Origin of the sequence: Phenylobacterium sp., assembly GCF_016793285.1 — a bacterium.
Lineage (GTDB): Bacteria > Pseudomonadota > Alphaproteobacteria > Caulobacterales > Caulobacteraceae > Phenylobacterium.
In genome coordinates this window covers 20,433-31,566 of sequence record NZ_JAEUMO010000183.1, presented here as the reverse complement: position 1 = coordinate 31,566, position 11,134 = coordinate 20,433, and the positions used below count along the sequence as shown (strand labels likewise).

Below are 11,134 nucleotides of genomic sequence, written 5' to 3'. Positions count from 1 at the left end.
GGCGTGTCGTTGTCGACCAGCCAGTCCTGCCACTCGCTCTCGCCGTCCGAACGCAGGGGGGCGTTCAGGCTGGCGTCCCCGCCGCTCAGGCGACGGTTCATCGACACGACCTCCTCGTCCAGCACGCCCAGCTTGGTGGCGATCTGGCTGACCTGGTCGGGGCGCAGGTCGCCCTCCTGCAGGGCGGCGATCTCGGACTTGGCCTTGCGCAGGTTGAAGAACAGCTTCTTCTGCGCGGCGGTGGTGCCCATCTTCACGAGCGACCAGCTCCGCAGGATGTATTCTTGGATCGACGCGCGGATCCACCACATGGCGTAGGTCGCCAGGCGGAAGCCCTTGTCCGGGTCGAACTTCTTCACCGCCTGCATCAGGCCGACGTTGCCCTCGGAGATCACCTCCCCGATCGGCAGGCCGTAGCCGCGGTAGCCCATGGCGATCTTCGCCACGAGGCGCAGGTGGCTGGTGACCATCTGGTGGGCGGCTTCGGTGTCGCCGTGCTCCTGCCAGCTCTTGGCCAGCATGAACTCCTGGTCCTTGGCCAGCATCGGGAACTTGCGGATTTCAGACAGATACCGGCTGAGGCCGCCTTCCGGCGACATCACGGCAAGCGCATTCGCGGCCATGTTCGATCCCCTTACTCGCGAGCTTTTCTAAGGCTCTCTCCGGGACGTTCGGGTCGCGCGCGCGTCTTTCGCGCTTCGACGTCCGCCCCCTCTACCAACTCAGATAGGTATCGGTTCCCGGGAGCGGTAGGGGTCGCTGGGAGGCGAGACCCTGAAAATCCCACTGCTATGGTCAACATTTTTACAGTGCTCAGATGGCAGGAACAAGGCGCCGTTTCTCATCCGTGCGACAGGGAAACTGCACGCGCCGGGAGCACATTCGGATGGCCGCGCGGCGGACGTGTCGGAACCGGCGCGCGCGGTTCGTCCTTGGGACATGCACAGCGACAAGGAGCCCCACATGCAGCCGTTCGTCACCTGCCTCTGGTTCGACGCCGAGGCCGAGGAAGCCGCGAGGTTCTACACGCAGCTCTTTCCCGGCTCGAAGCTGGGCGCCGTCACGCCCTACGCGGCGGACTCGCCCGGCGGCAAGAAGGCCGGCGACGTCATGACCGTCGAGTTCGAGATCAACGGCCAGAAGTTCCTCGGCCTGAACGGCGGCCCCATGTTCAGGTTCACCGAGGCGATCTCGGTCCAGGTGGTCTGCAAGGACCAGGCCGAGATCGACCGCTACTGGGACGCCATCGTCGGCAACGGCGGCGAGGAAGGCCCGTGCGGCTGGTGCAAGGACCGATGGGGCCTCTCGTGGCAGATCACGCCCGAGCAGCTTCCGAAGCTGCTGCGCCCCGACAACCCGGCCCGCGCCAGGGCCGCCACCGACGCCTTCATGGGCATGAAGAAGCTCGACATCGCCGCGATCGAGGCGGCGGCCCAGGCAGCCGCCTAGGACCCCTGCGCGAGCGCCGCGCTACGGCGTGCGGTGCTCGCGCCTGTTCGTCTCGGCCAGCAGCAGGATCGAGACGAACGAGACGGTGCAGAGCGCCGCCATGTAGGCCGCGATCACCGCCGAGGTCTTGTATTCGGCCAGCAGCGCGGTGGCGATGATCGGGGCGAAGCCGCCGCCGACGATGGCGCCGAGCTGATAGCCCAGCGAGGCGCCCGAGTAGCGGATCTCGGCCGAGAACAGCTCGCTGAACAGCGCCGACTGCGGGCCGTACATGAAGTTCAGGAACACCTGCGCCAGCGCGATGCCCAGCACCATGCCCCAGAAGCCCTGGGCGTCGACCAGCGGCCAGAGCGCGAACGCCCACACCCCGCCCAGCACCGCGCCCACCATGTAGACCCCGCGCCGACCGTAGCGGTCGGACAGCCATCCCGAGATCGGTAGGCTGGGCGACGACAGCAGCGTGCCCACGAGCAGCGCCCAGAGCACCTTCGGCCGGTCCATGCCGAGCGTGGTCACGCAGTACGACACCAGGAAGGTGATCACGAGGTAGAAGCAGCCGTTCGACGCCACGAACGAGCCGGCCGCCAGCAGGATCTCCTTCGGATGCCTGCGGATGGCCTGCAGGATCGGGCTCTGCTGCGCGCCCCTGGCCTGGGTCTCCTTCGCCGCCTCCAGCGCCTTGAACTCCGGCGTGTCCTCCAGCCTGAGCTGCACGTAGAGCCCCAGGCCGACCAGCAGCACCGACAGCAGGAAGGGCACCCGCCAGCCCCAGGCGGCGAAGGTCTCGGGCGCGAAGTTGGCGGTCATGATCAGGAAGATCAGGTTGGCCAGCACCACGCCCGCCGGCACGCCGAGCTGCGGGAAGCTGCCGTAGAAGCCCTTCTTCCCCGGCGGCGCGCTCTCGGTGGCGAGGAGCGCCGCGCCGCCCCACTGGCCGCCGACCGCCAGGCCCTGGGCGAAGCGCAGCAGGATCAGCAGCAGCGGCGCCGCCACGCCGACGGTGGCGTAGGACGGCAGGCAGCCGATCAGCGTGGTCGCCGACCCCATCAGCAGCAGCGCCACCACCAGCGCCTTCTTGCGCCCGACGATGTCGCCGAAGTGGCCGAAGATCATCCCGCCGATGGGCCGCGCGATGAAGCCCACGGCAAACGTGGAGAAGGCGGCGATCTGCGCCACGGCGGGCGGCATGTCGGCCGGGAAGAACAGCTTCGGGAACACCAGCGCCGCGGCGGTGCCGTAGATGAAGAAGTCATACCACTCGATGGAAGAGGCGGCGACCGAGGTGCCGACAATCCTGGCGAGCTTGTTGTCGCGCGCGGGCGCGGCGGCGGCGGTCATAGGCTTTCCCCCAGCAGGCCGAGTGCTCCGGCCTTTCCGGCACTATGGCACGGTCTCGGGCGGCCGTGTGTGACCGCGCGGAAATCAGCGTCCGTCCTCGCGGCCGAGCCGCGAGAGCTCGGCCTCGAGGGCGGCCATGTCGGCGGGGAGCGGGCTCTCGCAACGGATCGTCTCGCCGGTGATCGGGTGGACGAAGCCCAGCACCGCGGCGTGCAGGGCCTGCCGCGAAAGCCGTGCAGCCGCGATGGCCTCCTTGACCGGGTTCGACGGTCCTCCGGAACCGTAGACGGGGTCGCCCAGGCAGGGCGAGCCGCGGCTGGCCAGGTGGACGCGGATCTGGTGCGTGCGCCCGGTCTCCAGCCGGCAGGCCACCCGCGCCGCCAGCGGCTTCTCCGCCGGCCCGTAGAGCCTCTCGACCGCGTAGTGGGTCACCGCGTGGCGGCCGCCGGTCCTGGCGATCGCCATCTTCTTGCGGTCGCTGGTCGAACGCGCGATGGGCGCCTCGATCGTCCCGCGCGGCGGCAGGAGCGAGCCGCGCACCAGCGCCACGTAGACCCGCTCGATGTCGTGCGCGGCGAACAGCGCCGACAGCCCCTGGTGCGCCGCGTCGGTCTTGGCCACGACCACGACGCCCGAGGTGTCCTTGTCGATCCGATGCACGATCCCCGGACGCGCCACGCCGCCGATGCCCGACAGCGTGTCGCCGCAGTGGTGCAGCAGGGCGTTGACCAGCGTCCCGCTCTCGCTGCCCGGCGCGGGGTGCATGGCGATGCCGGCCGGCTTGTCGATGACGATCAGGTGCGCGTCCTCGTACAGCACCATGATCGGGATCGCCTCGGCCTGCGGCTCGGCGGCGACCGGGGGCGGGATCTCGATGCGGTAGTCGCCCGCCGTCGCCTTGGCGGAGCCGTCGGTCACCGGTGCGCCCGCGCGGCTCACACGGCCCTCGGCGATCAGCGCCTGCAGCCGCGCCCGCGAGAACTCGGGCAGCAGCGCCGCCAGCGTCTTGTCCAGCCGCGCGCCCGCCGCGTCCGGCCCCACGGCGACGACCCGCAGGCCGTAGACCTCGCCCTCTCCGTCGTCGGCTTCGGGGCCGCCGCTTTCGGGGTCGTCGCTTTCGGGCTCGCCTTCAGGGGCCATCGGCCGTCATGCTCCTGTGATACGCTGACGCCTAATACAGAGCGGCAGGCAGGGGGAGACTTCCGATGCGGATCGATCGGCGCAAGGCGCTCACGCTCCTGGGGCTCGGCGCGGCCACGCCGGCGACGGCGCAGACGGCCAAGCCGCTCGGCGTGACCTTCCAGCACGGCGTGGCCTCTGGCGACCCGACGCAGGATCGCGTGGTGCTCTGGACGCGGATCACGCCCGAGAGCCCGCACAGGGACATCGCCTACGCGTGGTCGCTGAACCCGGTCGACCGCCGCGCCGGAGGCGCCCGGAAGGGCTCGGGCGTCACCGGTCCCGACCGCGACTTCACGGTGAAGGTCGACGTGGGCGGCCTCGACGCCGGCCGGGCCTACACCTTCGCCTTCACGGCCGAGGGCGTGACCTCGCCCACGGGCCGCACCCGCACCCTGCCCGACGGCCCGACCCGGGATGCGGTGATCGCCACCACCTCCTGCGCGCTCTACCCGAACGGCTACTTCAACGCCTACCAGGCGATCGCCGACCTGCCGCGGGTCGATGTCGTCCTGGCGCTCGGCGACTACATCTACGAGTACGGGGGCGCGGGGACCTACGGCATGGACAGCCCGGTCGCCGGCGAGCGGCCGCACGACCCGCCGCACGAGATCGTGACGCTGGCCGACTACCGCCGCCGGCACGCGCAGTACAAGTCCGACCCCGCCCTGCAGGCCGCCCACGCCAAGGCGCCTTGGATCGTCGCCTGGGACGACCATGAGACCTGCAACAACAGCTTTTCCACCGGCGGCCAGAACCACCAGCCCGACACCGAGGGCGACTGGACCGCGCGCAAGGCCACGGCGCTCAAGGCCTATTACGAATGGATGCCGATCCGCGAGCCTGCCGCCGGCCAGAGCCTGGCCGAGGCGTCCGCACGCAGCTTCCGCATCGGCGACCTGGCCCAGGTGATCATGCTGGAGACGCGGCTCACCGCCCGCGACAGCCAGCTCAGCTACGACACCGACCTGCCGGTCGTGGACGGCCGGCCCGACATCGACGCGTTCCGCCGGAAGCTCGCCGACCCGTCCCGCCGCATCATGAGCGCCGGGCAGGAAGCGTGGCTGGGCGAGCACCTGGCCCGTTCCGCCGCCGCGGGCCACGCCTGGCAGGTGATCGGGTCGGGCGTGGTCATGGGCCGCCTCATCCTGCCCGACCCGGACACGGACTTCCCGCCCGGCGCGCTCGACAATCTCGACGAGGGCGGCAAGCGGCGCGTCCGCCGCTGGGGTCCGCTGGCCAGGGCCGGCATGCCCTACGGCCTCGACATGTGGGACGGCTATCCCGTCGACCGCGAGCGCGTCTACGAGATCGCCACCAGGGCCGGCGCGCGGCCGGTCGTGGTCAGCGGCGACAGCCACGCCTTCTGGGCCAACGAGCTTTCCGACGCGTCGGGCAAGCGTGTGGCGGTCGAGTTCGGCACGACGGGCGTGACCAGCCCCGGAGGCGGCGACGCCCTGAAGTTCGACATCGGCGGCGCCTTCGCCAAGGTGAGCCCCGAGGTGGTCTTCTGCGATCAGGCGGCGAAGGGCTTCGTCCTGCTGACCCTGAGCCACGACAGGCTGAAGGCGGAACTGATGGCGGTCTCGACCATCCACGCGAAGGCCTTCACCACGCGCGCCGTCAAGACCTTCGAGGCCCGTCCCGACGGCAAGGGCGTCTCGGCGCTGAAGGAGGTCTGAACTCTATTCCGCGGGTGGGATGAGCGGGGTCGGGCAGGGAGTCACCGCCGCTCGAGCGCGAGGCGCACGCCGAAGGCCAGGAAGACGCCGCCGGTCAGGCGGTCGAGCCAGCGGACGACGGCGGCCTTCTGGAGCGCGCCGGCCAGCGGCCGTGTCGCGGCGATCAGGCCGGCGAACCACAGCACGCTCATCGCGCAGTGCATCGCCACCAGCAGGAAGATGAAGGGCGCCGCCGGTGCGGTCTGCGGCAGGAACTGGGGCAGGAACGAGACGTAGAAGACGCCGATCTTCGGGTTCAGCAGGTTGGTCAGGAACCCGCGCCGCATCCAGGTGACGTCGCTGCCGCCGGCCGTCTTGCCGCCGCCGTCCACGTCGAACCGCTCGCGCGGCTTCAGGATCATGCCGATCCCCAGCCAGACGAGGTAGGCCGCGCCGGCCCACTTCAGCACCGTGAAGGCCAGCGACGAGGCGGCCAGCAGCACGCCCAGCCCCAGCGCCACCGCCGCGCCCCACAGGAAGCAGCCGGCCATGATCCCCAGCGCCGCCAGCGCGGCCCGCTTCGGCCCCTCGACCGCGGCGGTCCGCAGAACCATCGCGGTGTCCAGCCCCGGCGTGATCGTCAGCAGCGCGGCGGCGACGCTGAAGGCCAGCAGCGCCTGGATGACGGTCACTTGCGCACAAGCCGGCCGTCGCCGTCGACCACGCGGTAGAAGCACGAGCGCGCGCCGGTGTGGCAGGCCCCGCCGTCGCCCTGCGGCCGCACCTTCATCCACACCGCGTCCTGGTCGCAGTCGACCCGCAGTTCGTCGACGACCTGCACCTGGCCGCTCGTCGCGCCCTTGTGCCAGAGCTCGCCGCGCGAGCGGCTCCAGTAGTGCGCCTCGCCGGTGGCGAGGGTCCTTTCCAGCGCTTCGGCGTTCATCCAGGCCAGCATCAGCACCTCGCCGGTGTCGGCGTGGGTCGCGATCGCCGCGATCAGGCCGGCGGCGTCGAAGCGCGGGCTGAGCGTCTCGCCCTGCTCGAGGGCGTCCTTCGTGGGCGCGTTCGGGAAGGTCATAGCCAGGTCGTCCTCGGGCAGGTCCTTGCCGGGTCGCCGACCCTGTACCATCGTTCCCGGGGGCCGGGAGGAGCTTTCGGAAATGCTGCGCGCGATCGGGGGCACCGTGCTGGGATGCGTGGCGGCGGTCGCCATCGTCTGGGCCGTCGAGATGGCGTCCTCGACCGCCTTCCCGCTGCCGATGGACGTGAAGGACCCCGCCAGGCTCGGCGACATGATGGACGACATCCCGCTGGCGGCGAAGCTCTGCGTCGTCGGCGGCTGGTGGCTGGGCACGGCCTTCGGCGGCTGGCTCGCCAACGCCGTCGGCCGGGCGCGCTGGCCGGCGCTGGCGGTGGGCGTGCTGATGACGGCGTCCGTGGTGGTCACCATCGCCACCCTGCCGCACCCGCTCTGGATGCAGATCGCCGGCGTCCTCGGCCCGCTGGCCATCGCGGGCCTGCTCTGGCGGCCTCGGCGGGCCTGACCGCAACCGCGCGGCCCCTCCACGCCCGCTGCATCACCGCTCCACCGCCGCGCGCCAGCCTTCTGGCGTGAGCCTGAACGAGTGGATCAAGGGCCGGGTGTTGGCCTTCGACGCGGCGGCGCGGCCGTGGGCCGCGCGTGGCCGCCTGAACGGTTGGGCCTACGAGTTCCTGCTGTTCGGGCTGAAGCAGGCCTGGGCCTGTCTGTTCGGCGGCGCGATGGTGGCGCTGCTGATCGCCACCCGGCTGTGGTGGCCGCCCGACGCCCCGCTCGACCGCTACGACCTGCTGGTCGTCGCCGCGCTGGCGCTGCAGGTGCTGCTCCTCGCCACGCGGCTGGAGCGCTGGGACGAGGCGCTGGTGATCCTCGTCTTCCACGTCGTCGGCACCGCGATGGAGGTGTTCAAGACAGCGCAGGGCTCGTGGATCTACCCCGAGGCCAGCGTGCTCCGGATCGGCGGCGTCCCGCTCTTCTCGGGATTCATGTACGCCGCGATCGGCTCGTACATCGCGCGCATCTGGCGGCTGATGGAGTTTCGGTTCGTCCGCTATCCGCCGCTCTGGGCGCCGCCGCTGCTGGCCGTGGCCGCCTACGTGAACTTCTTCACCCACCACTACGTGCTGGACGTCCGCAATGTCCTCTTCGTGGTCTCGGTGATGCTGTTCGCGCCGACGATGGTTGTCTTCACGCCCGACCGAGCGGCGCGGCGCATGCCGATCCTGCCGGGCTTCGTCCTGGTCGCGCTGTTCATCTGGATCGCCGAGAACGTCGGCACCTTCACCGCCGCCTGGGCCTACCCGGAACAGCGCCACGGCTGGCGCCTCGTCTCGCTCGGCAAGCTGGGCGCCTGGTATCTCCTGATGCTGCTGAGCTTCGTGCTGGTGAGCCTCGTCCATCGGCCGCGGTCGCCCGGCGAGGGCGAGGCGACCAACCCCCTTACCTCCCCCGCGCAGCGGCGGGAGCGGGACCAGTCGCCGAAGAGCGGCTGGTGGAGGGGGCGAGCGTCAAGCTCGGTGGGTCGATCGGACTGAATTGACCTCAGCAGGGGCGGCCCGCCCCCTCCACCACGCGCTCTTGGCTGCGCTCGGCGCGCGGTCGCCCTCCCGCCGCTGCGCGGGGGAGGCGAGGGCGTCGGCGCGAACCCGGCGCTACTTCCGGTTCACGAAGTCCAGGAAGCGCTGGCGGAGCGTCGGGTCGGTCTTGAAGACGCCCGTGAACTGGGTGGTGATCGTCGACACGTGCCGGTGATGCACGCCGCGGGTGGTCATGCACTGGTGGGCCGCGTCGATCAGGACCGCCACGCCCGCCGGGCGCAGGCTGTCGGTGATGGCGTCGGCGATCTGCTGGGTCATGGTCTCCTGGGTCTGGAGACGCCGCGCGAAGATCTCGACCACCTTGGCCAGCTTGGAGATGCCCACGACGCGGTTGGTCGGCATGTAGGCCACGAACGCCTTGCCCAGGAACGGGGCCATGTGGTGCTCGCAGTGGCTCTCCACCTCGATCTCGCGGAGCATGACGATGTCGTCGTAGCCCTGGACGTCCTCGAACGTCCGCGACAGTTCCTTGGACGGATCGAGGTTGTAGCCCTCGAACCACTCGCCGTAGGCGTCGACCACGCGCTTCGGCGTGTCGATCACGCCCTCGCGGCGCGGGTCGTCGCCGGCCCAGGCGATCAGCGTGCGGACGGCCTCCATGGCCTCCTCGCGGCTGGGGCGCCTGAACGGCTCAAGGGTTCCATCCTCGGACCCGATGAGGGTTCGGTCGCGGGCAGGGGCATCCATGCTGATGGTTTCTTCCCAGGGCTGAGTTGCGCCGGGACGATGGTCCCGGAAATGACGCGTGCCACCCATTCACTTTGCGGACGGGCGCGATTGGCCTCGGGTCCGGACGTTCTCTATATGGGGCGAGCGCCCCTCGGGGCAACCGTCACGCAGCGTTACCTCGAGAGCAATGACCCTCAGCCTCTACGACACCATGAGCCGCCGCAAGGCGCCGTTCGCCCCGAAGGATCCGTCGCGGGTGACGCTCTACGTCTGCGGGCCCACGGTCTACAACTACGCCCATATCGGCAACTTCCGGCCGGTGGTGGTCTTCGACCTGCTGTTCCGCGTGCTGCGCCGCCACTATGGCGAGGGCCACGTCCTCTATGCGGCGAACGTCACGGACGTGGACGACAAGATCAACCGGAAGGCCGCCGAAGAGGGCGTGCCGATCAAGACGATCGCGGACCGCTATCTCGACGCCTACAACGCCGACGCCGCGGCGCTGGGCGCGCTGCGTCCCACGTTCCAGCCGCGCGTCACCGAGACCATGGACGCCATCACCGGCATGATCGGCGACCTGGTCCGCAACAACGGCGCCTATGAGGCCGAGGGGCATGTGCTCTTCGACACCCAGGCCTTCGCCGACTACGGCAAGCTCTCGGGCCATCCGATGGACGAGATGATCGCCGGCGCGCGCGTCGATGTGGCGCCCTACAAGCGGCATCCGGCGGATTTCGTGCTCTGGAAGCCGTCGAAGCCGGGCGAACCGTCGTGGCCCAGCCCCTGGGGCGACGGCCGCCCCGGCTGGCACATCGAATGCACGGCCATGATCCACGAGGCGCTGGGCCTGCCGATCGACATCCACGGCGGCGGCATCGACCTCGTCTTCCCGCACCATGAGAACGAGCTGGCCCAGGGCGTCTGCTCGGGCCACGGCGGCCGCGAGTACGCCGGGGTGTGGATGCACAACGGCTTCCTCAACATGGCCGACGAGAAGATGAGCAAGAGCCTGGGCAACGTCGCCCTGGCCCACGACCTGCTCGAGACCTGGCCGGGCGAGGCGCTGCGCTGGGCGCTGCTGGCGGGCCAGTACCGCCAGAAGCTGGAGTGGACCGACACGCTGATCGAGCAGGCGAAGGCCAACCTCGACCGGCTCTACCGCGTGCTGGACGACAGCGACCGCTTCCTCGCCGGCAAGGCCGTTCCCGACGGCGCGCAGAGCCCCGCCGGCGCGGCCGAGCACGCCGACGTCCTGAAGGCGCTCAGCGACGATCTCAACACGCCCGAAGCCTTCGCGGCGCTCTTCCAGCTCGCCGACAGGGTCCGCGCCGCGATCATGGCCAAGGACGCGCGCGCCGTCGCCGGCGGCCGCGGGCTGCTGCTGGACGCCGGGAACCTGATGGGCTTCCTGACCGCCGATCCGCAGGGCTGGTTCCAGTCGGGCGCGGACGACGACCTGAAGTCCAGGATCGAGGGCCTGATCGCCGCCCGGGCCGACGCGCGCGCCGCCAAGGACTGGCCACAGGCCGACCGCATCCGCGACGAACTCGCCGCCCTCAACGTCGAGGTGATGGACGGGGCCAGCGGCGCCACCTGGCGGATCAAGGAGTAGCCCGATGCCCATGAAGACCGGGCCCGACCTGATGGCCGGCCCCTTCGGCCGAAAGGGTGGCGGCCTGGGTCCCAAGACGATGTCGCTGAAGACCGAGGGCAAGCCGCCGCCGCCGAAGCCGCCCGGCGGCGTGCGGATCGAGGACCGCGTCGGCATCCAGGCGCCGGCCGAGCTGATCTGGGAGATCGTCTACGACATCGGCCGCTGGCATGAGTGGAACCCGACCTACACGAAGGCGGCGGGCCAGGTGCGCATCGGCGACACGCTCGCCATGACCCTCGAACTGCCCGGCCAGCCGGCGCAGGAGATCCGGCCCAAGGTCCTCGACTGGGTGCCCAACGAACAGCTCCACTGGCAGCTCTCGTTCATGGGCGGGCTCATCCGGACCCTGCGCTACATCGAGATCAGCCCGCTCAGCGACACCGGCTGCATCGTCGACAACGGCGAGATCTTCGGCGGCCTGATGGGCCCCTCGCTCGGCAGGCGCGTCGGCCGCTCGGTCCGAGCGGGCTTCCAGGCCATGAACGAGGCGCTGAAGGCGCGCGCCGAAGCCGAGTGGACGACGCGGCAGGGGTAGGGCTGCCCCCGG

12 protein-coding genes are annotated in these 11,134 nt (G+C 70.6%); 6 read left to right on the top strand and 6 right to left on the bottom strand.

Going from position 1 to position 11,134, the window contains the following annotated elements:
• Positions 1-623, bottom strand: a 623-nt coding sequence (locus JNL41_RS16160) for an RNA polymerase factor sigma-32 (RefSeq protein WP_293476716.1), incomplete at its 3' end; no start/stop codon positions are given.
• Positions 624-963: 340 nt separating this feature from the next.
• Here JNL41_RS16160 and JNL41_RS16155 point away from each other — a divergent pair.
• On the top strand, positions 964-1,449 hold the full coding sequence (locus tag JNL41_RS16155) for a VOC family protein (RefSeq protein WP_293476714.1): 486 nt from the start codon (positions 964-966) through the stop codon (positions 1,447-1,449).
• A 21-nt stretch (positions 1,450-1,470) separates the two neighbouring features.
• On the opposite strand, the gene JNL41_RS16150 is transcribed toward JNL41_RS16155, so the two are convergent.
• Both JNL41_RS16150 and JNL41_RS16145 read right to left on the bottom strand, forming a co-directional pair.
• Positions 1,471-2,787 carry an MFS transporter gene (locus JNL41_RS16150; RefSeq protein WP_293476712.1) on the bottom strand — a complete coding sequence of 439 codons (1,317 nt, stop codon included), beginning with the start codon at positions 2,785-2,787 and terminating at the stop codon, positions 1,471-1,473.
• Positions 2,788-2,871: 84 nt separating this feature from the next.
• Positions 2,872-3,927, bottom strand: coding sequence for an RluA family pseudouridine synthase (locus JNL41_RS16145; protein ID WP_293476710.1), 1,056 nt, complete (start codon positions 3,925-3,927; stop codon positions 2,872-2,874).
• A gap of 65 nt (positions 3,928-3,992) precedes the next feature.
• Here JNL41_RS16145 and JNL41_RS16140 point away from each other — a divergent pair, with 65 nt between their 5' ends.
• The gene (locus JNL41_RS16140) at positions 3,993-5,648 is read left to right on the top strand and encodes an alkaline phosphatase D family protein (protein ID WP_293476708.1); all 1,656 of its coding nucleotides are present in this window, start codon (positions 3,993-3,995) and stop codon (positions 5,646-5,648) included.
• A 41-nt stretch (positions 5,649-5,689) separates the two neighbouring features.
• Here the strand turns inward: JNL41_RS16140 and JNL41_RS16135 are convergent, their stop codons facing one another.
• Both JNL41_RS16135 and hisI read right to left on the bottom strand, forming a co-directional pair.
• Positions 5,690-6,319, bottom strand: coding sequence for a LysE family translocator (locus tag JNL41_RS16135; RefSeq protein ID WP_293476706.1), 630 nt, complete (start codon positions 6,317-6,319; stop codon positions 5,690-5,692).
• Complete coding sequence (gene hisI / locus JNL41_RS16130) at positions 6,316-6,705, bottom strand: phosphoribosyl-AMP cyclohydrolase (RefSeq protein WP_293476718.1); 390 nt, start codon at positions 6,703-6,705, stop codon at positions 6,316-6,318. Before hisI ends, JNL41_RS16135 begins: the two co-directional genes overlap by 4 nt.
• Before the next feature lie 82 nt (positions 6,706-6,787).
• Here hisI and JNL41_RS16125 point away from each other — a divergent pair, with 82 nt between their 5' ends.
• Positions 6,788-7,171 carry a hypothetical protein gene (locus tag JNL41_RS16125; protein WP_293476704.1) on the top strand — a complete coding sequence of 128 codons (384 nt, stop codon included), beginning with the start codon at positions 6,788-6,790 and terminating at the stop codon, positions 7,169-7,171.
• A gap of 67 nt (positions 7,172-7,238) precedes the next feature.
• Positions 7,239-8,201 (top strand): DUF817 domain-containing protein, encoded by a 963-nt coding sequence (locus JNL41_RS16120; RefSeq protein WP_293476702.1) that lies wholly within the window; start codon positions 7,239-7,241, stop codon positions 8,199-8,201.
• Between the two features lie 117 nt (positions 8,202-8,318).
• Here the strand turns inward: JNL41_RS16120 and folE are convergent, their stop codons facing one another.
• On the bottom strand, positions 8,319-8,951 hold the full coding sequence (gene folE, locus JNL41_RS16115) for a GTP cyclohydrolase I FolE (RefSeq protein ID WP_293476700.1): 633 nt from the start codon (positions 8,949-8,951) through the stop codon (positions 8,319-8,321).
• Positions 8,952-9,120: 169 nt separating this feature from the next.
• Between folE and cysS the strand changes: the two genes are divergently transcribed.
• Together cysS and JNL41_RS16105 are read left to right on the top strand one after the other, a co-directional pair.
• Positions 9,121-10,545 carry a cysteine--tRNA ligase gene (gene cysS / locus JNL41_RS16110; protein ID WP_293476698.1) on the top strand — a complete coding sequence of 475 codons (1,425 nt, stop codon included), beginning with the start codon at positions 9,121-9,123 and terminating at the stop codon, positions 10,543-10,545.
• Positions 10,546-10,549: 4 nt separating this feature from the next.
• A complete protein-coding gene (locus tag JNL41_RS16105; RefSeq protein WP_293476696.1) occupies positions 10,550-11,122 on the top strand; it encodes an SRPBCC domain-containing protein in 573 nt (190 codons plus the stop codon).
• The last annotated feature ends 12 nt before the right edge of the window (positions 11,123-11,134 follow it).

Excerpts from the sequence above, each read along its gene's own strand:
- JNL41_RS16155 (WP_293476714.1), top strand. The coding sequence starts at position 964 with ATGCAGCCGTTCGTCACCTGCCTCTGGTTCGACGCCGAGGCCGAGGAA.
- JNL41_RS16150 (WP_293476712.1), bottom strand. The coding sequence starts at position 2,787 with ATGACCGCCGCCGCCGCGCCCGCGCGCGACAACAAGCTCGCCAGGATT.
- JNL41_RS16145 (WP_293476710.1), bottom strand. The coding sequence starts at position 3,927 with ATGGCCCCTGAAGGCGAGCCCGAAAGCGACGACCCCGAAAGCGGCGGC.
- JNL41_RS16140 (WP_293476708.1), top strand. The coding sequence starts at position 3,993 with ATGCGGATCGATCGGCGCAAGGCGCTCACGCTCCTGGGGCTCGGCGCG.
- hisI (WP_293476718.1), bottom strand. The coding sequence starts at position 6,705 with ATGACCTTCCCGAACGCGCCCACGAAGGACGCCCTCGAGCAGGGCGAG.
- JNL41_RS16125 (WP_293476704.1), top strand. The coding sequence starts at position 6,788 with ATGCTGCGCGCGATCGGGGGCACCGTGCTGGGATGCGTGGCGGCGGTC.
- folE (WP_293476700.1), bottom strand. The coding sequence starts at position 8,951 with ATGGATGCCCCTGCCCGCGACCGAACCCTCATCGGGTCCGAGGATGGA.
- cysS (WP_293476698.1), top strand. The coding sequence starts at position 9,121 with ATGACCCTCAGCCTCTACGACACCATGAGCCGCCGCAAGGCGCCGTTC.
- JNL41_RS16105 (WP_293476696.1), top strand. The coding sequence starts at position 10,550 with ATGCCCATGAAGACCGGGCCCGACCTGATGGCCGGCCCCTTCGGCCGA.